The 24,903-nt window shown below is 66.3% G+C and carries 21 protein-coding genes and 2 tRNA genes; 20 read left to right on the plus strand and 3 right to left on the minus strand.

Going from position 1 to position 24,903, the window contains the following annotated elements; genetic code table 11:
* Window positions 1–38: 38 nt before the first annotated feature.
* Window positions 39–248 carry a hypothetical protein gene (locus D3D02_RS05295; RefSeq protein WP_147435576.1) on the plus strand — a complete coding sequence of 70 codons (210 nt, stop codon included), beginning with the start codon at window positions 39–41 and terminating at the stop codon, window positions 246–248.
* Between the two features lie 221 nt (window positions 249–469).
* Window positions 470–1,276 carry a protein-L-isoaspartate O-methyltransferase gene (locus D3D02_RS05300; protein WP_121568944.1) on the plus strand — a complete coding sequence of 269 codons (807 nt, stop codon included), beginning with the start codon at window positions 470–472 and terminating at the stop codon, window positions 1,274–1,276.
* Window positions 1,277–1,318: 42 nt separating this feature from the next.
* Here D3D02_RS05300 and D3D02_RS05305 read toward each other — a convergent pair whose 3' ends face one another.
* Window positions 1,319–2,413 carry a pyridoxal-phosphate dependent enzyme gene (locus tag D3D02_RS05305; protein ID WP_121568945.1) on the minus strand — a complete coding sequence of 365 codons (1,095 nt, stop codon included), beginning with the start codon at window positions 2,411–2,413 and terminating at the stop codon, window positions 1,319–1,321.
* Between the two features lie 4 nt (window positions 2,414–2,417).
* The gene (locus D3D02_RS05310) at window positions 2,418–3,374 is read right to left on the minus strand and encodes a succinylglutamate desuccinylase/aspartoacylase family protein (RefSeq protein ID WP_121568946.1); all 957 of its coding nucleotides are present in this window, start codon (window positions 3,372–3,374) and stop codon (window positions 2,418–2,420) included.
* Between the two features lie 114 nt (window positions 3,375–3,488).
* Here D3D02_RS05310 and D3D02_RS05315 point away from each other — a divergent pair, with 114 nt between their 5' ends.
* Complete coding sequence (locus tag D3D02_RS05315) at window positions 3,489–3,827, plus strand: hypothetical protein (RefSeq protein ID WP_199723017.1); 339 nt, start codon at window positions 3,489–3,491, stop codon at window positions 3,825–3,827.
* Window positions 3,828–3,846: 19 nt separating this feature from the next.
* Here the strand turns inward: D3D02_RS05315 and D3D02_RS05320 are convergent, their stop codons facing one another.
* Complete coding sequence (locus D3D02_RS05320) at window positions 3,847–5,070, minus strand: potassium channel family protein (RefSeq protein ID WP_121568947.1); 1,224 nt, start codon at window positions 5,068–5,070, stop codon at window positions 3,847–3,849.
* 118 nt (window positions 5,071–5,188) lie between these two features.
* Here D3D02_RS05320 and citZ point away from each other — a divergent pair, with 118 nt between their 5' ends.
* From citZ to D3D02_RS05400, 17 genes are all read left to right on the plus strand, one after another.
* Complete coding sequence (gene citZ, locus D3D02_RS05325; RefSeq protein ID WP_121568948.1) at window positions 5,189–6,328, plus strand: citrate synthase; 1,140 nt, start codon at window positions 5,189–5,191, stop codon at window positions 6,326–6,328.
* A 453-nt stretch (window positions 6,329–6,781) separates the two neighbouring features.
* Window positions 6,782–7,993 (plus strand): threonine ammonia-lyase, encoded by a 1,212-nt coding sequence (ilvA, locus tag D3D02_RS05330; protein ID WP_121568949.1) that lies wholly within the window; start codon window positions 6,782–6,784, stop codon window positions 7,991–7,993.
* 231 nt (window positions 7,994–8,224) lie between these two features.
* Window positions 8,225–9,667, plus strand: a complete 1,443-nt coding sequence (locus D3D02_RS05335) for a cytochrome ubiquinol oxidase subunit I (RefSeq protein ID WP_121568950.1) — start codon at window positions 8,225–8,227, stop codon at window positions 9,665–9,667.
* Window positions 9,660–10,751: a cytochrome d ubiquinol oxidase subunit II gene (locus D3D02_RS05340; protein ID WP_121568951.1), complete on the plus strand. Its 1,092-nt coding sequence runs from the start codon at window positions 9,660–9,662 to the stop codon at window positions 10,749–10,751. The genes D3D02_RS05335 and D3D02_RS05340 overlap by 8 nt, the downstream gene beginning before the upstream one ends.
* 51 nt (window positions 10,752–10,802) lie before the next feature.
* On the plus strand, window positions 10,803–11,006 hold the full coding sequence (locus D3D02_RS05345) for a hypothetical protein (RefSeq protein ID WP_121568952.1): 204 nt from the start codon (window positions 10,803–10,805) through the stop codon (window positions 11,004–11,006).
* A gap of 27 nt (window positions 11,007–11,033) precedes the next feature.
* Window positions 11,034–11,114: transfer RNA gene (locus D3D02_RS05350), tRNA-Ser, on the plus strand.
* A gap of 125 nt (window positions 11,115–11,239) precedes the next feature.
* Window positions 11,240–11,413 (plus strand): hypothetical protein, encoded by a 174-nt coding sequence (locus D3D02_RS20855; protein ID WP_199723018.1) that lies wholly within the window; start codon window positions 11,240–11,242, stop codon window positions 11,411–11,413.
* Between the two features lie 422 nt (window positions 11,414–11,835).
* Window positions 11,836–13,482, plus strand: a complete 1,647-nt coding sequence (thsB, locus tag D3D02_RS05355) for a thermosome subunit beta (protein ID WP_121569198.1) — start codon at window positions 11,836–11,838, stop codon at window positions 13,480–13,482.
* 424 nt (window positions 13,483–13,906) lie between these two features.
* Window positions 13,907–14,899 carry an ornithine cyclodeaminase family protein gene (locus tag D3D02_RS05360; protein ID WP_121568953.1) on the plus strand — a complete coding sequence of 331 codons (993 nt, stop codon included), beginning with the start codon at window positions 13,907–13,909 and terminating at the stop codon, window positions 14,897–14,899.
* A 74-nt stretch (window positions 14,900–14,973) separates the two neighbouring features.
* The gene (locus tag D3D02_RS05365; RefSeq protein WP_121568954.1) at window positions 14,974–15,477 is read left to right on the plus strand and encodes a hypothetical protein; all 504 of its coding nucleotides are present in this window, start codon (window positions 14,974–14,976) and stop codon (window positions 15,475–15,477) included.
* Between the two features lie 82 nt (window positions 15,478–15,559).
* A complete protein-coding gene (locus tag D3D02_RS05370; protein ID WP_121568955.1) occupies window positions 15,560–16,999 on the plus strand; it encodes an ATP-binding protein in 1,440 nt (479 codons plus the stop codon).
* A 263-nt stretch (window positions 17,000–17,262) separates the two neighbouring features.
* Complete coding sequence (locus D3D02_RS05375; protein WP_394337715.1) at window positions 17,263–18,933, plus strand: type II/IV secretion system ATPase subunit; 1,671 nt, start codon at window positions 17,263–17,265, stop codon at window positions 18,931–18,933.
* Window positions 18,920–21,097 carry a type II secretion system F family protein gene (locus D3D02_RS05380; protein WP_121568957.1) on the plus strand — a complete coding sequence of 726 codons (2,178 nt, stop codon included), beginning with the start codon at window positions 18,920–18,922 and terminating at the stop codon, window positions 21,095–21,097. Before D3D02_RS05375 ends, D3D02_RS05380 begins: the two co-directional genes overlap by 14 nt.
* Before the next feature lie 65 nt (window positions 21,098–21,162).
* The gene (locus tag D3D02_RS05385; RefSeq protein WP_121568958.1) at window positions 21,163–21,924 is read left to right on the plus strand and encodes a class I SAM-dependent methyltransferase; all 762 of its coding nucleotides are present in this window, start codon (window positions 21,163–21,165) and stop codon (window positions 21,922–21,924) included.
* Window positions 21,925–21,994: 70 nt separating this feature from the next.
* The gene (locus tag D3D02_RS05390) at window positions 21,995–23,368 is read left to right on the plus strand and encodes a hypothetical protein (protein WP_121568959.1); all 1,374 of its coding nucleotides are present in this window, start codon (window positions 21,995–21,997) and stop codon (window positions 23,366–23,368) included.
* A 164-nt stretch (window positions 23,369–23,532) separates the two neighbouring features.
* Window positions 23,533–24,597 carry an NAD(P)/FAD-dependent oxidoreductase gene (locus D3D02_RS05395; RefSeq protein ID WP_121568960.1) on the plus strand — a complete coding sequence of 355 codons (1,065 nt, stop codon included), beginning with the start codon at window positions 23,533–23,535 and terminating at the stop codon, window positions 24,595–24,597.
* 167 nt (window positions 24,598–24,764) lie between these two features.
* Window positions 24,765–24,835, plus strand: a tRNA-Gly gene (locus D3D02_RS05400).
* The last annotated feature ends 68 nt before the right edge of the window (window positions 24,836–24,903 follow it).

The raw sequence follows: 24,903 nt of genomic DNA on the forward strand, positions 1-24,903 counted from the left end.
GTACGCTTACGTTGGCGCCCGGGAAACACGATTCCGAAGTGACACGAATTGCCGCCCACGCCCTCCTCGTAGTCGCGGGTGCAGCCGCCGTGCCGATCGTCTTCGGGGGAGTGCTCTTCCCGAAGTGGACGTTCGCGACCGTCGGCTTCCTCGGTTACCTGGCCGCTGTCGCGCTCGTGGTCGTCACGGGGATGAGCCTCGCCGTCGTCGACCTCACGAGCGCCGTCGAGCGGCTGCTCGGTCCGTGAGAGGAAACGATTCGACCCGCTATAGTAGCGTTTGCACGTCTTCACGCACCGAATCGCACGCAGTCGTGCGATTGGCTGTGTACTCAGTTGCAAACGCTACTATAGAAACAACGGTAGCGTGTATCCGAAGGCGACGAACACGCGCGCCATCTCTCGTCGAGCGACTGCGCCGCGGCGGGCGGAGCGTGCAGTTGATTAGTGCGCACCCCCGAGAGCGACGTATGGATCCCGGGGAACTGCGCGGGGATATGGTCGACGGCCTCGAAGAGCGGCTGACGGTCGATGCGGCCGTCTCCCTCGCGATGCGGACGGTGCCCCGTCAGGAGTTTGTCGACGACGCACCGTACGACGATCGAAGCGGCGACGCGGCCGGCACACTCTCACCGGAGATCGTCGCGCGGCTCCTGACGGCGCTCGACGTCGACGCTCCAGAGAGCGCAGCCACCGCTGGGGTCACAGCGGGGACACGTCAGGAGACCGAGGGCGAACGCGACCGAACCGGCGACGTTCTCGTCGTCGGTGCAGGCGTCGGCTACACCGCTGCGCTGCTCGCGGAGATCCTCGACGAGACGCGCGTCCACGCCGTCGACATCGATCGACAGCTCGTCTACGCCGCGCGCTCGAACCTCGATTCGGCGGGCTACGGCGGCGTCCTCGTCGACGCCCGCGACGGGGCCAACGGCCTCCCCGAGTACGCGCCCTTCGACCGGATTCTGGTCGAGGCGGCCGCGATCGACCCGCCGAAGCGACTCGTCGAGCAACTCGCTCCCGGCGGACGGCTCGTCCTCCCGCTCGGCGGTCCCGAGCAGACGCTCGCCGCCGTGGACGCCTCGGGCGACGTGATCGAGCGCCACGGGCCGGTCGCGTTCAAGCCGCTGCTCGTCGACGGGGAACAGGGCAGCGCCCCGGCCCGGAATCGGACGATGAGAGAGGACGCCGAACGGGCGAACGCGGACGGCTACTTCGCGAAGACCGGCTGGGAACAGGACTGGATCGACTGGGACGAACAGTTGCGTCGGCGTCGATAACGTCGGCGCCGGTCGAGTCGGGCCGGGTCGCTTTTTCGAACGCTACTGCGTTTTCAGCCCGCTGCCGGTGAGCGGGACGACCACGTCGTCGTCGGGAGCGACGACGCCGCGCTCGCGGTAGGCGGCGAGTGCGGCGGGCGCGACCGCGCAGGTGGGCTCGACGTAGAAGCCGCGTCGGTGTAAGGCGTCGCGCTCGCGTTCGACGGCCGCCGCCGGGACCGCGATGGCGTCGCCGTCGGTGGCGTCGATGCAATCGAGGAGCTGCGTCTTTCTGACGGGGTCGCGGATCTGGATCCCGTCCGCGACGTCGTTGGAGCCGGCGGCCGCGTCCTCGCCGTGGAGTTCGGCGGCGATGGGCGCATAGCCTGCCGCCTGTGCGCCGAGGAGCCGCGGCAGCTCGTCGATCCAGCCGGCCTCGCGGAGGGCACGAAAGCCGCGGTACGCGCCCAGAAAGAGCGTGCCGTGGCCGAGCGGGGTCACGACGGCGTCCGGCGCGGTCCACCCGCGCTGGGCGCACACCTCGTAGGCGAACGTGGCCGTCCCCGCGAAGAACGCCGGGTTCCACGCGTGTGAGGCGTACCACGCGTCGCCGGATTCGACGGCCTCGACGCAGGCGGCGATCACGTCCTCGCGACTCCCGTCGACCGGGACGGGCGTCGCGCCGGCGCGTTCGATCGCACGGCGCTTGGCGGGCTTCACCGACGACGGGACGTAGATGTCGGCGTCGATACCCGCGCGGGCGGCGTACGTCGCGATCGCCGCACCGGCGTTCCCCGAGGAGTCCTCGACGACGCGCGCGACGCCGAGTTCCGCGGCGACCGACAGCGTCACCGTGGCGCCGCGATCCTTGAACGAGCCGGTCGGAAAGACGTATTCGAGTTTGAACTGGGCGTCCCAGTCGGGGGCGTCGACGAGCGGCGTCAGGCCTTCGCCGAGCGAGACGTGCGGGTCGACCGGGAGGAAGTCGTCGAACGACCACAGCCCGGCGCAAGTGTCCGCCCACGACGTCGGTGGCTCGCGATCCGCGGGCGTCGGGGTCGAAGCGAACTCCAGTGGCGCCCCGCAGTCACACCGCCAGGTCCACGCGTCGTAGGTCCGATCGCACGCGGAGCAGTGGAGCGTGAGCGGGGAAGCCATTCGTTCAGTACGCGTCGACGTTGGTGCCGACAGAGCAGACGTACTCGCCGGTCGCGACCTGCGGGAGCCGACGGGTGCGCCAGAAGACCCCGTCGTTGTTCGCGGTCACGCGAGCTTTCAGTTCGCCGAAGACGTCCGTCACCTCGAAGAGGAGGTCGCCCGCGGAGACGCGCTCGCCGAGGTCGACCTGGAAGCGCACGAGGCCGCCGGTCGGCGAGCCGAACTGGTCGAACCCCTTCGCACGCGTCTGTGGCTCGGGAGTCACCGATCCATCGAGGAAGCCGTAGTCGTGGAGGACGTTGAACACGCCCTCGACGCCCGCCTCGATGCTGGTCTCGTCCCAGCCGACGCAGCCGCCGAGTTCGGGGTCGATCGTCGGGATCCCCTGGTCGGGGCCGGCGCGGGCGAGTTGCCCCTCAGGACCTTTCTGATCGAGGACGTACCCGCAGCCGAAGGTCTTCGCGAGTTGGAGACACTCGTCGTGAAGCCGGTGCCGGCGGCCACAGCGGACGCGAACCTCGTCGATCATCCGCGAGGTCGAGCCCTGGTGCAGGTCGAGAATCAGGTCCGCGCGGGTGGCGGCGTCGAACGTCGCCGCCGCGATCCGCTCGGAGGAGGTGCCGTTCTCGTCGCCGGGGTACGCCCGGTTCATCTTCGTGTCGTCGATCGGGTTCCGATGCTCTGCGACCTGGAACGCGTGGTAGTTGACGATGCCGACGACGAGGATCGTCCCGGACAGTTCCGCGGGGTCGAGTTGAGGGACGACCCGGTTGATCACGCCGACGCCGTTCAGTTCGTCGCCGTCCGAGGCCGCCTGCATATAGAGAGTCTTGCCGTCGGACGCGCCGTTGATGACCGCACAGGGGAGCCCGACGGTGGAGCCGTCGCGGGCTTCGCCGACTTCGAGACGGCCCGTGTCCATCTCGCCGGGGCCCGCACTCGCCGTTCCGAGTGTCGTCATTATCTGACACTCGGAGGCACCCGCCTTTAGGGGTTCGGTCTCCGCTGCTCGTCGCCGTCTACTGGCCGTTCTCGCTGTTCCGGTACCGAAAGCGAGTGGCAGTATTCGCCGGGGATGCCGCGGGACCGACGACGCTTTGTCGACGCCACCGAAAGGACGGACGTGAGCGATGAGGTTCCCGACCGGCCGCCGCAATCGGGGCTGGTCCGAGCGTTGCACGTCCCACGGAACGCCGCGGTTGGCGCCGGCATCGGCGTCGCGCTCGCGGTCGTTGCGTACCTCGCCCGCGTACTCGAACTGTTTGGGCCGTTCGCAGGCACGCGCGAGTATCCCGTCCTGGGTCCCGAGGGCTGGTTTCTGGTGCTCGCGTTCGTCCTCGCGACGTCGACCGCGCTGCTCGTCGCGTCGGCGCTAACCGTCGTCGAGGCCGTGCGGCTGACGCGGCGGCTGTAGACTGCGGCCGAAAAGAGAGCTAGATCTCGAACTCCTGTTCGTCGCCGACGAGTTCGCCGAGCCGTTCGGCCCCCGCCCGCGTCCCCTTCGCGATGATGACGTCGCCGCCGCGGAGTTCGGTCGTCGGGCCGGGCTGGACGACCCACTCGCCGCCGCTCGCGCGGCGGACGGCGATGACGCGCATCCCGGTCTGCGTCTTGACCATCTCCTCGCCGAGAGTGGTGCCCGCGAGCGGCGCGTCGGTGGCGACTGTGAGGCGAACGATCACCTCGTCGGACTCCTCGACGGCGGCAGCGACGACCGGATGAGCGTCGATACCGCGGAGGACTCCCTCGCTGATCTCTAAGGCCGCATCGGAGATGACCTCCGTCGCCGACGCCAGGTGGACGAGCCCGCGGAGTCGGACGGGGTCTTCGACGCGACTCGCCGCGCGGAGCGTCCAGGCCTCGAAGCGCGACTTCAGCGCGTCGACCTCGGCCTCCAGTTCGTGGACTTCCTCGGCGACGCCCTCGCTGTCGAACAGCACCGCGCCGTAAGCCAGATCGACCGCGAGTTCGCTCATATCCTTCATCAGGATGATCGAGTCGACCGCTCGTTCGAGGTCCTCGATCGGTGGTTCGACTGCCTCCAGGGGTTCGTAGGCATCGCCAGTCACGTCCTCGAACACGCCCGAGATGCCGTCGAGCGGGCCGCGAAGCAGGAGCGAGTCGTCGGCCTGGAGTTCGCTGTCGGGGCCGGGGTTCATCAGCCAGCGGCGCTTGCCCGTCACCGACTCCCGACGGATCGCGATGACGCGGACGCCCATCTCGGTCTCCATATTGATGTCGCGGAGCGTCCGCCCGACGTAGGACGAATCGGGCGCGACAGTCGCACGGACCAGCACCTCGACGGCTGCCGGGAGAGCGGTGCGGATCGCGTCCGGCATCCCGATGTCTTCGAGAACGATCTTCGCGATGTCACCGGCAGCGTTCGAAATCTTCTCTGCGGCTCCCATCACCCCGAGGACGGGCGCGAGCTGCTCGGCGTCCTCGGGACTGCGGGCGGACATCAGGAGGCTCATCCGACCCTGAAGCTGGAGGATGTCCATCCGGCCTTCGAGTTCGAGGACCTCACGGGCGATCTCGTCGCTCCCGTTGAGGACGGCAGAGTACGAGAGATCGATGAGGAGCTCTGCGGTGTCTTTCATCTCCGCGAGCACCTCCTTGACGCTGACCGGCTCGTACTCGACGTCCTGTGGATCCATACCCCGCCGTTCGCCGCGGGCCGCAAAAACACTTGGTGGTCGACCCAAGGCTGGGATGAATGCCACTGACACCCGGAAACGATAACGCTTTTTTCACGTGGAAGGGAACCGCATAGGTATGTCAGACGACCTGAAGCGCGGGCTGGAAGGCGTCCTCGTCGCCGAATCAGAGCTTAGTTACATCGACGGTGACGCCGGAAAACTGGTCTACCGCGGGTACCCGATCGAGTCCCTAGCCCGTGAAGCGTCCTACGAAGAAGTCGTCTATCTGTTGTGGCACGGCGAACTTCCGACCGCCGAGGAACTCGCCGATTTCGAGTCGTGGATGGCCGGGACAAGGTCGCTGAACGACGAGGTGCTCTCGGAGATCCGGAAACTGGCGGAGGCCGACGAGGTGCCGATGGCGGCGCTCCGGACCATCGTCTCGTCGCTGTCGGCGTACGACGAGGACGCCGACCACGAGGACGTGACGGATCTCGAAGCGAACCTCCGGATGGCGTGTCGCATCACGGCCAAGATTCCGACCGCACTCGCCGCCTTCGAGCGGTTCCGGAACGGCGACGACGCGCTCGAGCCGCGCGAAGACCTCGGCCACGCCGCGAACTTCCTCTATATGCTCAACGGCGAAGAGCCCGACGAGGTGCTCGCAGAGACGTTCGATATGGCGCTCGTCCTCCACGCCGACCACGGCCTGAACGCCTCGACGTTCTCGGCGCTCGTGACCGCCTCGACGCTGTCTGATCTCCACAGCGCCGTCACCTCGGCCATCGGGACCCTCGCCGGATCGCTTCACGGCGGTGCGAACGCCAACGTGATGCGGATGCTCAAAGAGGTCGACGAGAGCGACGTCGACCCGACGACGTGGGTCGAAAACGCCCTCGACGAAGGACGGCGGATCCCCGGGTTCGGCCACCGCGTCTACGACGTCAAGGATCCGCGCGCGAAGATCCTCGGCGAGAAGTCGAAGGCGCTCGCGGAAGCCGCGGGCGACACGAAGTGGTACGACTGCTCTGTCGCCATCGAGGACTACATCACCGAGGAGAAGGGCCTCGCGCCCAACGTCGACTTCTACTCGGCGTCGACGTACTACCAGATGGGCATTCCGATCGACATCTACACGCCCATCTTCGCGATGTCCCGCGTCGCCGGCTGGATCGCCCACGTCCTCGAACAGTACGACAACAACCGCTTGATCCGTCCGCGGGCGCGCTACGTCGGCCCGAAGGACCTCGACTTCCCGGCGCTCGACGAGCGGTAACGTAGCACACACCTCCGGTACGCTTCTCCGACGACGCTCTCACGCACCCCCAAAGCCACGCGACTGTCCCGGCACGGGGAGGCTCTGCAGGTCCGCTCTGGGGACAACGAGAACAGGACAAATCGGCCGACTGCGGGCAACTCCCGGCAGACGTGCGACAGACAACCGTCAGACAGCGGCCGGGAGGGCGTCGCTGTCGGCCGATTTCACTTTCACCGTGCGTGGGGGATATTTATGTACTTCGCGGGTGCATAGACAAGTGCACGTCACACGCGTGCATTCCCCCTTTCCCCCTTCAACGTCCCTGAGCTCCGGCGCCGTCCGTCGGTGGCAGTTTCACCCGTGAGGCGGGGGCCCCCTCGATCGTGGAGGCCCGGCCAGGACGCGTGCGGGCGACAGAGACAGCCGTACAGTCGACAGTATTAGGCCCGCCGCCGGGGAACGGTCGTCCATATGCTCTCTCTCGCTGACGTCGAGGCCGCGCGCGACCGGATCGAAGACATCGCCCGGTGGACGCCGCTGGAGTACTCGCACACGTTCTCGGATATGACCGGTGCGGACGTACACCTGAAGCTCGAAACGTTCCAGCGCACCGGCGCGTTCAAGATCCGTGGGGCGACGAACCGGATCGCGACGCTCTCGGCGGCCGAGCGCGAGGCGGGCGTCGTCACGGCGAGCGCGGGGAACCACGCCCAGGGGGTCGCGCTCGCCGCCAGTCGCTCGGGCGTCGACTCGAAGATCGTGATGCCGGAGCACGCGCCGATCTCGAAGGTCGAAGCGACCGAGCGCTACGGCGGGCAGACGGTGCTCTACGGGGCGGACTACGACGAAGCGCAGGCGAAAGCCCACGAGATCGAACGTGAGGAGGGCCGAACGTACGTCCACGCGTTCAACGACGAGGTGGTGATGGCGGGACAGGGGACGATCGGGCTGGAGATCGTCGACGACTGCCCCGAGGTCGACACCGTCGTCGTCCCCATCGGCGGCGGCGGGCTCATCTCCGGCATCGCGACCGCAGTGACGGGGCGTAAACCGGACGCGCGGGTGATCGGCGTCCAGGCCGAGGGCGCGGCGTCGCTCCCGCAATCACTCCAGGCCGGCGAGATACGCGAACTCGACGCGGTGAACACGATCGCCGACGGGATCGCCACCCGGAAGGTCGGCGAGCGGCCCTTCGAGGTCATCCAAGAGCGCGTCGACGAAGTCGTCACCGTCTCCGACGAGGAGATCGCCGTCGCACTGACGTACCTGCTCGAGCGCGAGAAGACGCTCGTCGAGGGGGCGGGGGCCGTCCCGCTCGCGGCACTGCTGTTCGAGGCGTTCGACTACGAGGACGGCGAGACGATCGTCCCGGCGCTCTGCGGGGGCAACATCGACACGAACCAGTTGACGACCGTCCTCGTGCGCGGGCTCGTCGAGACGGGGCGCTACCTGAAGATCCGGACTGTGCTGCGCGACCGTCCCGGCGCGTTGCAGGATCTCGTCGAGATCATCTCCGATCAGCGGGCGAACATCTACGCGATCCAGCACGACCGGACGTCCCGGGACGTCGCGATGAACGAGGCCGACGTCGAGATCGACATCGAAACGCGCGGGCACGATCACATCGAGGAACTGCTCGCAGCGCTCCGCGCGGCAGGCTACAGCGTCGACGTGCTGGCGTAGCAGTCGCGGGTGAAATATAAGCGAGGCAAACCTTCTCATTCGGTGAGAACCAACGGCCGACACAATCCCGCATAGCGAATAGATACCAGTACCCAAGAGTCGGCGGCGGGCCGTCGCCTCTCCTCCGCAGCACTCGGCAGAGAGTTGGACGGTCCGCCGGTAGTCGACCCGAGATCCGAACGCCACCCGATGCGTGCGCGTCTGCCGCGCGCGTGCGACACCTCACCATCAATGATCGAACCCGCCCTCGCGAGTAGACTTCAGTTCGCGCTCACGACGATCGTCCACATCATCTTTCCCGTGATGAGTATGGGGCTCGCCCCATTTCTCGTCTACTTCACGTGGAAAGACATCCGGACCGGAGAACCGATCTACGAGCAACTGCGGCGTTTCTGGACGAAGATCTTCGCGATCAGTTTCGTCGTCGGGACGGTGACGGGGATCGTCTTGGAGTTCGAGTTCGGGACGAACTTCGCCGCGTTCTCGACGGCCGCCGGCGAGCTGTTCGGCGGGCCGCTCGCCGTCGAGGGGATGATGGCGTTTATGCTGGAGGCGACGTTCCTCGGCATCTTCATCTTCGGCCGCGAGCGCGTCGGCAACGTCCTGTATATGATCTCCGCCGTCGCAGTCGCGCTCGGGACGTGGCTGTCGGCGGTCTGGATCCTGATCGCGAACTCCTGGATGCAGACGCCCCGTGGCTACGAGTTGGTGACCGAGAACGGCCAAATGATCGTCTCGCTCGTCGATCCGATCGCGGCGTACGCCAACCCGCGGTTCCCGTGGATGTACGTCCACATGCAGAACGCGGCCGTCCTCTCGGTCGCGCTGTTTATGGCCGGCGTCGCCGCCTACCACCTGTTCCGGCACTACCACTGGGAGTACCCCGTCGATCACCCGCAGTTCTGGGAGAAGACGCTGAAGATCGCGGTCGTCGTCCTGATCATCACCGCGCCGTTTCAGGTGCTCCACGGCGACGCCTACGGACGACACGTCGCCGAAACCCAACCGCAGAAGTTCGCCGCGATGGAGGCGGTCTGGGAGACCGAGGGCTACGTCCCCGAGTACATCATCGCGGTGCCGACGAACCTCGAAGACCTGACGAACCCACGCGCGAAGGAGATATTCGGGATCGGGATCCCTGGCGGCGCGTCCTGGCTCGCAAGCGGGGGTGATCCGAGCGCCGAAATTATCGGCCTAAACGAGTTCGAGACGGAAGCACCCCCGGTCGCGATCGTCTTCTGGTCGTTCCGCATGATGGTCGGACTCGGCTTCTGGTTCGTCCTCTTGGCCTTCTGGGCGGGCTACCGCTGGTGGCGCGGCCAGTTGCTCGAAGACGATCTGTTGCAGAAGTCGCTGATGGCGTCGTCGCTGCTGGGCATCTTCGCCGTCGAAGTCGGCTGGATCGTGACCGAGGTCGGCAGACAGCCGTGGGTGATCCAAGGCGTGATGAAGACCGCCGACGGCGTCTCCCCCGGACTGACCGGCTTCGAGGCGACGCTGACGCTCGTCAGTTTCGCGGCCGTCTACCTCGGGCTGCTAGCGCTGTACAGCTACGTCGTCTTCCGCATCGTGCGGGCCGGGCCGCCGAGCATTACGCCGGACGCACCCGAGACCGACGTGGTCCGCGAGGAGACGGGCGCGGGACCGAAGCCCGCCGGAGGCGACGATGACTGAGCCGGGGGCGACAGTCGGGTTCGCCGCGGGTGCAACAGGACGGGAAGCAGCCGCGACGCTCGAGGCCGGATTCGCGCTCCAGACAGGGGGCCTCGCCGACGGACCGCTGCTCGGGCTCCCGCTGACGGAACTGTGGTACGGGTTGGTCTTTTTCATCCTCGGGACGTTTCTGTTCCTCGATGGATTCGATTTCGGCGTCGGCGCTATCTTCGCCACCCGAAGTGAGGCGTCCGCCCGCGAGCAGTTGTTGGCGGCGATCGGCCCCTTCTGGGACGGCAACGAGGTGTGGCTCGTCGTCTTCGGCGGGGCGCTTTTCGCCGCCTTTCCGGCCGTGTACGCCAACCTGTTCAGTCGCCACTACCTCCTGATGTTCGCCATCCTGGGCGCGCTCATCGTTCGCGGACTCGCGCCGGAGATGTACGAACAGCGGCACGACGAGACCTGGCAGCGCTGGTGGGGTCGGGCGTTCGTCGTCGGGAGCGTGGCGGCACCCCTCTTTTTGGGGATCTTCGCCGGCAACTGGCTGCTAGGATCGACGGCGCTCGTCTCGCTCCCCTCGGTGGTCGTCGGCGTCGCGCTGGTCGCGCTCTCGACTGCCGGCGGGGCCGCGTTTCTCGGATTGAAGACGCGCGGACGACTCCAGCAGGAGACGGCGGCGTACGGGCCGAAAGCGCTCGTGGCGTATCTCGCACTCGTCGTCGTCGCCGTCGGCTACCTGTTCGCGACGCGGCCGGACCTCCGGGGCGATCTGCTCTCACCGGTCGCGCTCGGTCTCGTCGGGGCGAGCGTCGTCCTCGGTGCGGGCTACGTCGTCGCGATGCGCCGCGAGTCCTACGTCGGTGCGCTGGCGGCGACGGCCGGGCTCACCTACGGACTGGTGGCGCTGGTCGCGGCACTCCTGTATCCCGTGATCGACCCGGTCGCGGGGCTGACCGTCGCCGACGCGATCGTCTCGACGCTCCCGCTGAATCTGATGAGCATCGGGGCGGCGCTGTTGCTCCCACTGATCTTCGCGTACTTCGTCGTCCTCTACGCGGCGTTCTGGGGACCGGTGGAGGAGGGCGAAGGCTACGCCGGCGAGTAGTCGCCGCCGCGCAGCGAGAGATTTTAGACGGCGCGACGGCGATGTCCCGTCGTGAACCGAACTGCGTCGGCACTACTGTGGGGGCTCGTCGGGACGCTCGCGTTTCTCGTTCTCGTCCAGGGCTATCGGCTGCTCGTCGGAGCGCTGGGGTTGGACTTCCTCACGGCGTCCGGCGTCGCCCTCCTCGTCGGCGGCGTCGTGACTGCCGCGTCCTACGTCGCCGAACCCCGGTTGGCGGCGAAGGGAAGGACTTAAACGACTCAGTAGGCTACCTCAGACCGAGCCGGGATGGCCGAGTGGTAAGGCGCACGCCTGGAAAGCGTGTTCCCTCTGGGATCCAGGGTTCAAATCCCTGTCCCGGCGTTTCTCCTGCGATCCACCGTCCGAGAGAGACCTGTCCGGCGTTCACCCCCGGCCCGGAAGTTGTGTGGTGCTAATTGGCACAGACACAAAGTTAATCACTATGGGAGACATCAACACGGTTGACAATGCCTGACACGAAATCCGGGCGGGAGCGGAAGGGGCGGAACAAGCGCAACCAGCTCCAAGAAGAACTCTACGATGAGGAGATCGAAGCGCTCGAAACCGACGAAGACCTGCCCCCGTTCGAGCCGTCGAGCGATCGGCCGTTTGTCGCCGACGAACTGCCAGACAGGGAGTGAGCGACGAGGACCTCTTTTCAGGACGGAAGTATCGCCGTCACGGCGAGACGCGACCCAGCTACGAGCGCGCGGCAAGTGATGCCCACGCAGTGGCGTCGCACTCGTCTCGCGCGCGAAACGCCTAACCCGCGAGAAGTATGACGACGGGAGACAGCGTCGGGAGCCAAAGCTGTGCGAAAACAGCCCGCTCAGCGGGGGCGTGAAGGAGTATATAAATAACCGTCGAACAGCTGGATTCGGACAGTATTATGTGACACTCTCTCACACACAATCATCGGCTGATAGTAGCCATCTGGCCTCGATGCGGCGGTTCTCGGGAGATGCGTTCGCCGGACAGTGAGAACCCGATAGCGAAGTTTTTATATAGAATCACAAACAATCGAACGATGTCTATGAGTCAGCGAATGCAGCAGGGTCAGCCGATGATCATTATGGGCGAGGACGCCCAGCGCGTCAAGGACCGCGACGCGCAGGAGTACAACATTCAGGCCGCTCGTGCCGTCGCTGAAGCCGTACGATCGACACTCGGCCCGAAAGGGATGGACAAGATGCTCGTCGACTCGATGGGAGACGTCACCATCACGAACGACGGCGTCACCATCCTCCAGGAGATGGACATCGACAACCCGACGGCCGAGATGATCGTCGAAGTCGCCGAGACGCAGGAAGACGAGGCCGGCGACGGCACGACGACCGCCGTCGCAATCGCGGGTGAACTCCTGAAGAACGCCGAGGATCTCCTCGATCAGGACATCCACCCGACGGCGATCATCAAGGGCTTCCACCTCGCGAGCCAGGAAGCGCGATCTGCGGTCGACGACATCGCCGAGTCGGTCGAGCCCGACGACACCGAGCTCCTGCAGAAGGTCGCCGAGACCTCGATGACCGGCAAGAGCTCCGAGCTCAACAAGGACCTCCTCGCACAGCTCATCGTCGAGACCGTCGAGGCCGTGACGGTCGAAGCCGACGACGGCTCCTACATCGTCGACCTGGCGAACGCGAACATCGAGACGCAGACCGGTCGCTCGACCGGTGACTCCGAACTGCTCAACGGCGCAGTCATCGACAAAGACCCCGTCCACGACGATATGCCCTCGTCGTTCGACGAGGCGAGCGTCCTGCTCCTCAACGAGCCGATCGAGGTCGAAGAGACCGACGTCGACACGCAGGTCAACATCGAATCGCCCGACCAGCTCCAGAAGTTCCTCGATCAGGAGGAAAAAGAGCTCAAACAGAAGGTCCAGCAGATCGTCGACTCCGGTGCCGACGTCGTCTTCTGTCAGAAGGGCATCGACGACCTCGCACAGCACTACCTGGCGAAGGAAGGCATCCTCGCGGTCCGCCGGACGAAGAAGTCCGACATCGCGTTCCTCCGCGACGTCGTCGGCGGCAACGTCGTCTCCGACCTCGACAGCCTCACCGAAGACGATCTCGGCTACGGCTCGGTCAGCCGTGACGGCGAGGACGAACTGTTCTACGTCGAAGGACTCGGCGACGAGGCCCACGGCGTCACGCTGCTGCTTCGCGGCTCCACCGATCACGTCGTCGACGAGATCGAACGCGGCGTCACGGACGCTCTCGACGTCGTCTCGACGACCGTCTCCGACGGCCGCGTCGTCGCGGGCGGCGGTGCCATCGAGGTCGAAGTCGCTCGTCGGCTCCGCAGCTACGCCGGCTCCGTCGGCGGCCGCGAACAGCTCGCCGTCGAAGCCTTCGCCGACGCGCTCGAACTCGTCCCGCGCGTCCTCGCGGAGAACGCCGGACTCGACTCCATCGACACGCTCGTCAAACTCCGTGAGGCCCACGAGGACGGCGACGTCCGCGCCGGCCTGAACGTCTTCAGCGGCGACGTCGAGGACACCTTCGAGGCCGGCGTCGTCGAGCCCGCACACGCCAAAGAGCAGGCGCTCTCGTCTGCCACCGAGGCCGCGAACCTCGTCCTCAAGATCGACGACATCATCGCCGCAGACGAACTGAGCACCAGCGGCGACGGTGACGAGGAAGGCGGCGCCCCCGGCGGCGGCATGGGCGGTATGGGCGGCATGGGCGGTATGGGCGGCGCAATGTGACGTCCGTCTGAGGACGCCCACCACACCCTCGAAACGCCGAGTATCGCTGTCTCACCGTCGGCTGATGCGGTCTACAGCCGGTCTCTCGATCGTCGAACTTCTGCTTTTTCGTGTGCCGATCGTCTAGCTCCTGCTTACTCCTGCATCGCTCGCTCGACGCCGTCGCGCTCGGCCCCTATTCTCGGGTCAGTCCATCGTAGAGGGCCCCACTCTCGTGGAGGTCCGACCGACGCACATTCGAGCCGCAACGCGGTCCACGACCCAGAGCGTGCGACCCCGGACCCACGTTCCGTCGTCAGGTGATATTTCGTCGTCTAATTCGGCAGAAAGCGTATCGGTTGTAGTAAACTCCGTATTTTATCTCTGAATCAGTTTCTGATTCGATTATAGTATGAATTAAGTGCGGACACTTCGAAGCGCGAGTATGGAGACGCTGCTGTTGAACGGTACGGACGTCCGCGAGAACGCCGCGATGGCGGAGCTCGTCCCCGCCATCGAGGACGCGTTCGCCGCCTTCGAGCGCGGCGACGCACAGATGCCGCCGAAGTCCTACATCGATCTCCCGGCGTACAACGGCGATTTCCGGTCGATGCCGGCGTATCTGGACGCAGGCACGTGGGACGCCGCGGGCATCAAGTGGGTGAACGTCCATCCGGACAACCCCGAGAAGTTCGACCTCCCGACGGTGCTGGGGACGATGATCTACTCCGATCCCGAGACCGCCGTCCCGCTCGCAGTGATGGACGGCCGAGAGCTCACGATGCTCCGGACCGGCGCGGCGGCCGCCGTCGCGACCGATCACCTCGCTGTTCCCGACGCCACGTCGCTCGGCATCGTCGGCGCGGGCGTCCAGTCCTACACACAGTTGCGCGCCATCTCGCAGGTGCGTGACATCGAGACGGTCGTGATCTCCGACCTCGACGAGGAGCGCGTCGCCGACTTCATCGACGCCTTCGAGGACGAGTTCGACGTCCGCGCGGGATCGATCGAGGACGCCGCGTCCTGCGACGTGCTCTCGACGGTCACGCCGGTCGAGTCGCCGATCGTCCCTCGCGACGCCGTCGGCGAGCACACCCACATCAACGCGATGGGTGCCGACGCCGAGGGGAAACACGAACTCGACGACGAGATCCTCCTCGATTCGAAGCTCGTCATCGACGACTACGAGCAGACGACACACTCGGGGGAGATCAACGTCCCCTGGAGCGAGGGCGTCCTCGACGACGACGACATCTACGGCTCCGTCGGCGAGATCGTCACCGAAAAGAAATCCGGCCGAACCGCAGCAGACGCGATCTCCGTCTTCGACTCGACGGGACTCGCGATCCAGGACGTCGCGGCCGCACACATCGTCTACGAGCACGCTATGGAGAACGACAACGGCTACCCGTTCGATCTGTTCGGCCTGAGCGAGTAGTTCGGAGCGGCGAGCGAGCGACGTCCGCGGCGTCCGTCCGGTAGCTTTTACAGAGCCGACGACGCGGACCACGTATGGTGTGGGTACGTTCGGAGTACGCGGGGGCGCTGGCGGTCGTCTCGACGTGGGTAGCCGCGCTCGTGCCCTGGAACGTCACGTACTCCAGCGGCGTCTCCGGCGGCTCGGTGCTGTTCGTTCGCTTCCCGTTCTTCCAGATCCGCTACGCATTCGGCGTTCCCGTCGCCCGTCGCGTCAGCGTCTCGGATCCGCTCTCGGCGGTGGCGTTTCAGGCCGGACAGACGATCCAGGCGGCGTATCAGGTCTGGGCGGTCGGTGCGGCCGTCCTCGCCATCGCGGTCGTCGTCGCCGCCGCGTACTATCACGACGAGGCGCGCGTGGAATCGGGCCCCCTCGACCCAGTTCGGTTGCTCGGCGGCCTCCTGGCGCTCTCGGGTGTCGTGCTCGCGGGCGCGACCTACCTGCTCGCGACGCGCGGCTTCCCCGGCGTCCCGCTGCCGATCGGCGTCGTCTTCTTGCTCCTATTCGGCGGCGTGCTGCTGACCGTCGATCGAGAGTAGCAGCCCGTGGTTGGAACGCTCGCCTGGTGTCGGCCGGGCGAAACGAAAGCCGCAAATAGTCACTGTTCGGATGATTGCGGTAATGAGTGAGTCGGGAGCGGATGCAGTCTGCGTGTTACACGTCGAACCCGATCCGCAGTTCAGAGAGCTCACCGAGACGTTCCTGGAGCGCCAACAGAACTCGTTCACGGTGACGGCTGCCGCCGGCGCCGACGCGGCGCTCGACCGGCTCGATGCGGACGTCGACTGCATTGTCTCTGACTACGACCTCCCGAGCCAGGACGGAATCGAATTGCTCCGGACCGTCAGGTCGGAGTATCCGGACCTCCCCTTCGTGCTGTTTACCAGTCAGGGCTCGGAGACGATCGCCAGCGACGCGATCGCGGCCGGCGTCACCGACTACTTGCAGAAGGGGACGACCCCAGAGCGGTTCGAGTTACTGGCCAACCGCGTCCGCAACGCGGTGTCGGCCTACGAGTCCGAGAAAGCGGCGAAAGAGCACCACCACCGCCTGCAGCAGGTGATGAAGACCGTGCCGACGGCGATCACGCGGGTCAACCGCGACGGCGAGATCGTCTTTGCGAACGAACGCGCGCAGTCGAACCTGGGGTTCGAGCCGAACGAGGTGACCGAGCGGACGTACAACGACTCGAAGTGGGAGATCAGAGACCTCGACGGCGATCCGATCCCCGACGAGGAGCTGCCCTTTCAGCAGGTGCTGCAGTCGGGCGAACGGATCGAAGGGTACCGACATACCATCGTATGGCCCGACGGGGAGCGTCGCGTCGTTGAGATCAACGGCGCGCCACTGTTCGACGACGACGGCGAGGTCGAGAGCATCGTCTTCTCGAACACCGACGTTACGGCACAGACCGAACGTGAACGAGCGCTCCAGCGGGAGCGCGACCGACTCGACAACTTCTCCAGCGTCGTCTCACACGACCTTCGAAATCCGTTGAACGTGGCAAGCCTCAGCCTCGAACTCGCAAAAGAGGAGTGTGACAGCGACCACCTGGGGCGCGCCGATCGCGCACTCGATCGGATGGAGCGGCTCATCGACGACCTGCTGGCACTTGCACACACGGACGATCTCGTCGACAGCATCGAACCGATCGAAATCGAGGACGTTGCCACTCAGTGTTGGCGTAACGTGCAGACGGCGGAAGCGCAGCTCGAACTCCAGACGAACGCGCAAATCTGTGGGGATCGAAGCCAGCTCCGCCGGGCGTTCGAGAACCTGTTCCGGAACGCGATCGAACACGCTGGCGACGGTGTCACCGTCACTGTCGGTGCGCTCCCGGACGAAGACGGGCTGTACGTCGCCGACGACGGAGCCGGCTTCGACGCGGGAGACGACGATCGACTGTTCGAGAGCGGGTACTCGACACAGCGCGCCGGTACGGGCTTTGGCCTCGCGATCGTAGAGAGCATCATAGAGGCCCACGGAGGGGAGATACGCGCAACCCCCAGCGAGGATGACGGGGCACGGTTCGAGATTGTAGACCTCGAATGCGACTGTTGAGGCCTCCTGCCTCCGATCGCAGACCGCCCATCCGCACGGCCGACAGTATAAGTCGCTTCGCCTGAAAGAGTCGGCACACGCGGAACCACGCAGCTATGGGGGACCCAGACTCGAATCGAAGTGCGGGGGCACACGCGACCCACGAGCGAACCGCCTCTCCAACCGGCGGGCGTACCGGAGACGATTCCGGCAGCGTACAGAACGGTGAGAGCGACGCGCCACTCCGAGCGGACGGCGGTTCGCTCGCTGCGACCGTCGAGGCGCTGACGGACGACCCCGAGGGGGCCGTCGGCGACCTGCGAGAGCGGATCCAGCGCGCCATCGACGTCCTGCGAGGATCGTCGATCGACGTCCGTCCGTACCGCCCGGAAGACGGCAACTTCGCTGCATTCGACACGCCCACCGGCGAGGAGATCGTCGACCGCTACTGGGTGAACGCGCCGTACGCCTACGTCGTCATCACCTACGACGACGAGGACAGCGAACACTACTACTACGCGATCGAACCCGAACTCGACGAGTTCGAGGCCGAACTTCTCGCGCGCGCCCGAGTCGACATCAGGGACCCGCTCCTGTACCGCACCGACGAGGAACCGACCGCGGAGGAGACGCTCCGAGACGAGCTCACGGAACTGCTGGAACGGTACGGCGTCGACGTGTCGATGCTGACGTTCCACACGTTGCTGTACTACCTGGCTCGCGACTTTCGGGGATTCGGCCGCATCGATCCCCTGATGCACGACCCCCACATCGAGGACATCTCCTGTGACGGCTACGACCTCCCGATCTTCGTCTACCACGACGAGTTCACCGACGTGGAGACGAACGTCGTCTTCGGCTCTGAAGACCTCGACGACTTCGTGATCCGACTCGCCCAGGAGTCCGGGCGGCACATCAGCGTCGGCGACCCCGTCGTCGGGACGACGCTCCCGGACGGGTCGCGGATCGAACTCGCACTCGGCGAGGAAGTCACGCCGCGCGGATCGGCGTTCACGATCCGAAAATACGCAGAAGAGCCGTTCACGCCCGTCGATCTCGTCAACTACGGGACGTTCTCCGTCGAGGAGATGGCGTATCTCTGGCTCTGCATCGAGAACAACAAGAGCCTCATCTTCGCCGGCGGGACCGCCTCGGGCAAGACGACGTCGATGAACGCCGTCTCGATGTTCATCCCACCGCGCGCGAAGGTACTGACGATCGAGGACACCCGCGAGCTATCGCTGTATCACGACAACTGGCTCTCGTCGGTCACCAGAGAGCGGCTTCACGAGGGCGCCGATATCGATATGTACGACCTGCTGCGGTCTGCGCTCCGGCACCGCCCGGAGTTCATCATCGTCGGCGAGGTCCGTGGGAACGAGGCCGTGACGCTGTTTCAGGCGATGAACACGGGTCACACGACGTTCTCGACGATGCACGCAGACAGCATCGAAACGGTGATCAACCGACTGGAGAACGAGCCGATCAACGTCCCGCGTGCGATGGTGCAGTCGCTCGATCTCCTCTGTGTACAGACGCTCACGCGCGTCGGTGGCGAGCGCGTCCGCCGCTCGAAGGCGATCGGCGAAATCGGCGAGATCGACCAGCGGACCGGCGAGCTCGACTACTCGCGAGCGTTCACCTGGCAGCCGGAATCGGACACGTTCCGGCAGTCGGACTCGAACCTCATCGACGAGATCCAACGTGAGCAGGGATGGAGCCGGACCGAGCTGAAACGCGAGGTGAAACGCCGAGAGCGGTTCATCCGACTGCTCGCGGAGTTGGACACGACCGACTACCGCGAGTTCACCGCGCTGGTCAACGAGTACTACGCCAACCCCGAGCGCGTGATGGACCGCCTCGAAGCCGCCGAGGAGTCGTCCGGCGAGCACGCCGACGTCGTCGGATCCGACGGCCTGCACCGCGAGGAGGCGAGCGTCGATGGCGGCGATTGAACTGCTCGGCTACGCACCGCTCGTCGTCGTAACGCTGCTCGCGCTCCCGGTCGCGCTCGTGCCGTTCAGCCCACGGGCGCGTCTCGTCGTCTCCCGGCTGGCGCTACCGATCTTCGGGCGGTACGTCGCCGAGTCGAGCCCGAAGCGACAGGAGCAGATCGAGCGGATGCGAGCCGCGTTCGTCGGCGAGAGCCACCGCGTGTTCGCCTCCCAGACGTTGTTAGTCGCGGCCGTCGCGGGCATCGCCGGAAGCGTCTACGGCGTCTATCTCGGGGCGCTGATACTGCGATCGCTCGCCGTCAGTCCCGAAGTGATCAGATCGACGCTCCCGGGGCCGCTGGGTTTTCTCGCGGCAATCGTCAACGTCCCGGACCTCTCGCTCCTCCAGTTGTTCGCGTTGCTGCTCGTTTCGAGTGCGACCGTCGGGACGGCACTCGCGGTCGGGACCTACTGGGGCCGCTGGACGTATCTCGATCAGCGTGCCCGCGCTCGCGGCATCGAGATCGACGCGAGCCTCCCGCGGACGGTCGCCTTCGTGTACGCGCTCTCGCGGTCCGGGATGCCGTTCCAGGCGGTGTTGCGGACGCTATCGGGGAATCAGGGCGTGTACGGGGAAGCCGCGCGCGAGCTCGGTGTGAGCGTTCGCGACATGAACGTCTTCGGGACTGATATCCTGACTGCGTTACACAGCACAGCGGACCGGACTCCGAGCGAAAATCTCGAAGAATTCACCGAGAACCTCGCGAGCGTTCTCTCGTCGGGCCAGAGCGTCTCGGCGTTCCTTCGCGATCAGTACGAGCGCTTTCAGGAAGAGGCCGAAGCCCAACAGCGGCAGTACCTGGAACTCCTCTCGACGTTCGCGGAGGTGTACGTCACCGTCCTCGTCGCCGGACCGCTGTTTTTCATCACCGTCCTCGTCGTCGTCGGTCTCGTCATTCAGGACACGCTCACGCTCGTCCGGCTCGTGAGCTACGCCGCGATCCCGCTCTTGACGTTCGGTTTCGTCGTCTACGTCGACAGTATGACCGAGGGCCTGAGCGTCCCGGGAGGCGGCAACGGTGACACCGACGTCACAGACGTCGGCGCCACACGCGGAAGCCGCCGCGATAGGTCGCCCCCGCCCGACAGCGATGCCGTCGAGGTCACCGATGGCGGGGCCCTACGTGAGCACGCCGGCCCGGACGCCGAGAACTGGGCGCGGCTCGCGGTCTACGATCAGATCGGCTCGGTCCGGCAGACGCTGTCGAGCCCCGGCGAGACACTCCTACGGAATCCGACGTACACGCTGTTTCTCACCGGCCCGCTCGGACTCCTGCTCGTCGCCCTCTCGGTCGGCAGCGCCGTGCGGGAGGCAGTCGGCGGGATCCTGGCGGGCACGCCGGGAGCGCTCACGCGACTCGTCGCGTCACTCGACGGGGCGATCGTTCAGGCGACGATTCTCGTCCTCGGTGGCATCGCCCTCGCACACGAGATCCAGAAGCGACGGCTGCGCGCGATCGAGGCCGAGATGCCCGACTTCCTCGACCGGATGGCAAGTATCAACGAGGCGGGCGTCACCATCGTCGGCTGTCTGAACCGGCTTTCGGACGCCGAACTCGGACGGCTCGGCGACGAGATCGGCCGGGTGTGGCGAGACGTCCAGTGGGGAGCCAGCGTCGGCGAAGCGCTCACCGGGTTAGAGCAGCGGACGGGCACGCCGACGGTGTCGCGTGCGGTGACGCTCATCAAGAACGCGATGGCCGCGAGCGGCGACATCAGTCCGGTGCTCCACATCGCCGCCGACGAGGCTCAAGAGACCCGGCGGCTTCGGCGCGAGCGTCGCCAGGAGATGCTGACGTACCTCGTCGTCATCTACGTCTCGTTTCTCGTCTTCCTCGGGATCATCATCGCGCTGACGGTGTCGTTCATCCCGGCGATCGAAGCCGCGAGTCAGTCCGCCGGGGGCTCGACGAACCAGATCGGCGGCGTCGACACCGGCGTCCTCGGCGGCTTCCAGACGGTCAACACGGACGCCTACGAACTGCTCTTCTTCCACACGGCGGCGATCCAGGGCATCTGTTCGGGCATCGTCGCCGGACAGTTAGGAGAAGGGAGCGTCGCGGACGGGCTGAAGCACGCGGCCGTGTTGCTGACGCTGACGTACGTGGTGTTCGCACTGCTCTGAACCGGCCTACTGTTGCCTCTCTACCGGACCGTCGGTGCTTTGTGTGCCCGCCGCCTCGCGTCGGTATGGACGACGAGCGGACGGCGACGCCCGAACCGGTCACAGAGACGTACGACCGGATCGCAGAGCACTTCGCGTCGACGCGGGAGTACCCGTGGCCCGAAGTGGCGGCGTTTCTCGGCCGCGACGTGGGCGGCGACCTCGCTGACGACGCAGCAGCGCTCGCCGACGGTGCCGCGCCGGCGTTAGAGCGCATCCGATCGGCAGCCGACGACGGAGGGGGTGTCGGGCTGGACCTCGGCTGTGGAAACGGTCGCCACGCAGAACTGCTAGCCGAGGACGTCGAACGCGTCGTCGGCGCCGACGCCAGTCGCGGGCTCTTGGGGACCGCTCGCAAGCGGGCACAGGACCGCGAATTCGATGTGTCACTCCACCTCGTGCAGGCGGACGCAGCGGGGCTTCCGCTTCGATCCGACGTCGTCGACGTCGCGGTCTACGTCGCGACGCTGCACCACTTGCGCACGCGGGACCAGCGCGTCGCGAGCCTCTCGGAGTTGGCCCGCGTGCTCGCACCGGGCGGCCGCGCCATCGTTAGCGTCTGGTCGACCGCACACGACCGATTCGAGGCGTCTTCGGGGTTCGATACGACCGTCGAGTGGACGCTCCCCGGTGGCGAGCGCGTCCCTCGGTACTACCACATATACGACCCGGCGGAGTTCGAAGCCGATCTGGCCGCGAGCGACCTGCAGACCGTCGACAGCGTCGTCTCCAGCGGGAACTGCTACGCCGTGGTAGAAGCCGGAGCGAGGACACGCTCCGAGAGCTGATCGCCCGCGAGAGCGAGTGACCGGGTGCGAGCAGGGGAACAGATATACTCGTTCCTGTGTACTGTCTACTATGGATCGTCGTGTCACACGGCGTGACTTTCTTGCGGCACTGACCGCCCCCGCTGCAGCGGGGGCAGTCTCCGGAATCACGCGCGCCCGGTCCGAGAGCGACGCCGGTGGGTTCACTCCGATAGAACACGGCTACGGGTTTCGGAACTGGGGGGCCGAAGACCAGTACTTCGACTCCCCGCCCGCCCCGACGCAAGCGGAGATCCGCGAGCGGATCCGGACGAAGTGGGTCCAACAGGCTCGGGCCGTTCTCGGGCTCGACGTCGGCGCCCTCTCGCGGGCGATGGTGAGTGCGATCGCCACGCAGCTCCGCGCGGCAGTCGTACAGCGGGCGGGAACGAACGGTCACTGCTACGGGATGGCGCTGACGGCGCAGCGGTACTTCGAACGGCCGGAGACCATCCCCGTCAACCGGCGGCGCGCGAGCGAGATCGAAGTCCCGACGGTTCCGGTCGACGAACCGATCGCCCCGGTGTACGACGAAATCGTACAGCGGCAGGCCGATCAGTATCTCCGGTTTCGGGCGTTTCTCGCACGGCAGGCGATCCTGTATCGTGACTGGATCGACACGGAAGCCATCCTCCGGGACGTCGGGAACGTCATCGAGCGGTTCGGGACCGCGACGCTCATCCTCTTCAACAACACCCTGCTCTCACATCAGGTGCTGGCGTACGGCTTCGAGGACCGCGGCGACAGCGTGGTCGTTCCGATCTACGATCCCAACCTCCCCGCCTCGGCGTATCGGCGGCGCTCGCCGCGGTTAGAGTTCGAACGCGACGGCGAGTCCGTCTCGATGCGACAGTACGGCCAGTACACGGGAATGCTGTTCAGTCGGTACGATCGGATCGAAGACGCGGCCGACCGCACCGCGCCGACGCCGATGGATCACGTCACCGTCGACCAGAGGAGGGTCCGAGAGTCGCTGTTCCCGTTCACGCTCGTTGTCGCGACCTCCGAGGACGTCGATCTCACCGTCGTCGGTCCCGGCGGGAGCCAGATCGGACGCGTCCGCGGCGTGTACACGGATCGAAGTCGCGGCGAGTACGGGCGGGTGCGGAGCCAGCACGGAGCGGAACCGGGTACCTACCGGATCAGCGTGTTCGGAACCGCCGACACCGAGTACGAACTGACGGCGATGGTGACCGACGCGGACGGGGCGTCCGTGGACGCGGCGCGGACCGAGACGATTCGGACGGGTGACGAACACGAGTACGACCTCGAGATCACACAGGAGGGGGCGGGGAGCCTCCGCAGGGTTCGGACCGACCGAGACCTGCCGGCACTCGTGGGGACGGGTGTCGCCGGAGTCGCCGCCGGAGCCGTCGGCTATCGGACAGTGAAGCGCCTGCGGGAGCGCGACCGCCACGAATCGTGAGTCGTGTCGGAGGCTGTTCGGAGCAGAGACAGCGACGACCATAGCGACCGGGAGCGACGGCAGCCGTCCCGGCCGGCCGACGCCTCTTGAACGGTTCGCGGGTGGTCGGTCGCGGCGCACTCGAACTCTGCGTTTAAGTCGGAGCGACCGCTATCAGGAGACGAATGAGCGAGACAGAGGACGTACGCGACTACGAAGTGGTCGTCGTCGGTGGCGGTCCGGCGGGTATCCAGACCGCCCTGTACACGACCCGACTGGGCCACGATACGGTTGTCGTCGACCGCGGGGGCGGCCGGGCAGCGATGATGCTGGACACGCACAACGTCATCGGCGTCCCCGAGCACACCTCGGGCAACGAATTCCTCCAGACGGCGCAGGAACAGATCGAATCGTACGGCGCCGACGTCGTCCGCGACTTCATCGTCGAGGCCGAGCGGACCGACGACGGTCGCTTCCGACTCGTCGGCAACGACGCGGAGTTCCGCGCCGACCGCGTCGTCCTCGGCGTCGGCTTCAACGACGAGCGGCCCGACCCGCCCGTGCCGCGGACCGGCAAGGGACTGCACTACTGTCTCCACTGTGACGCGTATATGTTCATCGACCGTCCGGTCTACGTGATGGGGGCGGGCGAGGCGGCCGCCCACGTCGCGATGATTATGCTCAACTTTACCGACGACGTGGATATCCTGCTCCGCGGCGACGCGCCCGAGTGGAGCGACGAAACCGACGAACAGCTCCGCGGGCACCCGATCGGCATCGTCGAGGCCGAGATCACCGGGATGCAGAAGAGCGACGACGGCTGGCTGAAGGCCTTCGAATTCGACGACGGGACCGTCCGCCAGTACCGCGGCGGGTTCCCGATGTACGGTTCGAACTACAACGACGCGCTCGCAGAGCAGTTGGGCTGCGAACTGAACGACGACGGCACGGTGGTCGTCAGCGACAGTATGGAGACGACCGTCGAGGGCGTCTACGCCGTCGGCGACATCACGCCCGGACACAATCAGATTCCGGTCGCGATGGGCAAAGGCGCTCAGGCCGGTATCGACATCCACTACGGCCTCCGGGAGTTCCCGCGTGATCTCAAGACGCTCCGGGCGACCGGCCCCGTCGGCGCCGACGAAGTGCCGAGTACCGGTGGTCGCGTCCGCGCCGCCGCTGCGGAGTTCGAGGAGGCACGCGCGCCGCCGATCGAACCCGCCGATCCCGAACCGGCCGACGACGACTGATACTGTCCGGCAGTACGAGCCTCTCTCGTTCGGACCTGTCGAACACAGTACCCTGCTGCGAACCAGTACGCCGAGCGACGACTCCAAAGGGTAACATCCTTATTCGGGGACCGGGAACAGGCGGGTGAAGGTCGTCACCGCGCGGTCGTGGTGAGCGATCTGGACGAGCGCCGGTGGTCTAGTGGTAGGACCTGAGCCTTCCAAGCTCATGGCCCGGGTTCAAATCCCGGCCGGCGCATTCTGCGAGGAACGGACGTGACGAGCGAATGCTTCGCGGCGGGATTTGACCTAGCGAGCGACCGGCGG

Source organism: Halobellus sp. Atlit-38R, assembly GCF_003665925.1.
Lineage (GTDB): Archaea > Halobacteriota > Halobacteria > Halobacteriales > Haloferacaceae > Haloquadratum > Haloquadratum inordinatus.

Bases quoted from the DNA above. Each gene is read 5' to 3' on its own strand.
- D3D02_RS05300 (WP_121568944.1), top strand. From the start codon at position 470: ATGGATCCCGGGGAACTGCGCGGGGATATGGTCGACGGCCTCGAAGAG.
- D3D02_RS05305 (WP_121568945.1), bottom strand. From the start codon at position 2,413: ATGGCTTCCCCGCTCACGCTCCACTGCTCCGCGTGCGATCGGACCTAC.
- D3D02_RS05310 (WP_121568946.1), bottom strand. From the start codon at position 3,374: ATGACGACACTCGGAACGGCGAGTGCGGGCCCCGGCGAGATGGACACG.
- D3D02_RS05315 (WP_199723017.1), top strand. From the start codon at position 3,489: ATGCCGCGGGACCGACGACGCTTTGTCGACGCCACCGAAAGGACGGAC.
- D3D02_RS05320 (WP_121568947.1), bottom strand. From the start codon at position 5,070: ATGGATCCACAGGACGTCGAGTACGAGCCGGTCAGCGTCAAGGAGGTG.
- citZ (WP_121568948.1), top strand. From the start codon at position 5,189: ATGTCAGACGACCTGAAGCGCGGGCTGGAAGGCGTCCTCGTCGCCGAA.
- ilvA (WP_121568949.1), top strand. From the start codon at position 6,782: ATGCTCTCTCTCGCTGACGTCGAGGCCGCGCGCGACCGGATCGAAGAC.
- D3D02_RS05335 (WP_121568950.1), top strand. From the start codon at position 8,225: ATGATCGAACCCGCCCTCGCGAGTAGACTTCAGTTCGCGCTCACGACG.
- D3D02_RS05340 (WP_121568951.1), top strand. From the start codon at position 9,660: ATGACTGAGCCGGGGGCGACAGTCGGGTTCGCCGCGGGTGCAACAGGA.
- D3D02_RS20855 (WP_199723018.1), top strand. From the start codon at position 11,240: ATGCCTGACACGAAATCCGGGCGGGAGCGGAAGGGGCGGAACAAGCGC.
- thsB (WP_121569198.1), top strand. From the start codon at position 11,836: ATGATCATTATGGGCGAGGACGCCCAGCGCGTCAAGGACCGCGACGCG.
- D3D02_RS05360 (WP_121568953.1), top strand. From the start codon at position 13,907: ATGGAGACGCTGCTGTTGAACGGTACGGACGTCCGCGAGAACGCCGCG.
- D3D02_RS05365 (WP_121568954.1), top strand. From the start codon at position 14,974: ATGGTGTGGGTACGTTCGGAGTACGCGGGGGCGCTGGCGGTCGTCTCG.
- D3D02_RS05370 (WP_121568955.1), top strand. From the start codon at position 15,560: ATGAGTGAGTCGGGAGCGGATGCAGTCTGCGTGTTACACGTCGAACCC.
- D3D02_RS05380 (WP_121568957.1), top strand. From the start codon at position 18,920: ATGGCGGCGATTGAACTGCTCGGCTACGCACCGCTCGTCGTCGTAACG.
- D3D02_RS05385 (WP_121568958.1), top strand. From the start codon at position 21,163: ATGGACGACGAGCGGACGGCGACGCCCGAACCGGTCACAGAGACGTAC.
- D3D02_RS05390 (WP_121568959.1), top strand. From the start codon at position 21,995: ATGGATCGTCGTGTCACACGGCGTGACTTTCTTGCGGCACTGACCGCC.
- D3D02_RS05395 (WP_121568960.1), top strand. From the start codon at position 23,533: ATGAGCGAGACAGAGGACGTACGCGACTACGAAGTGGTCGTCGTCGGT.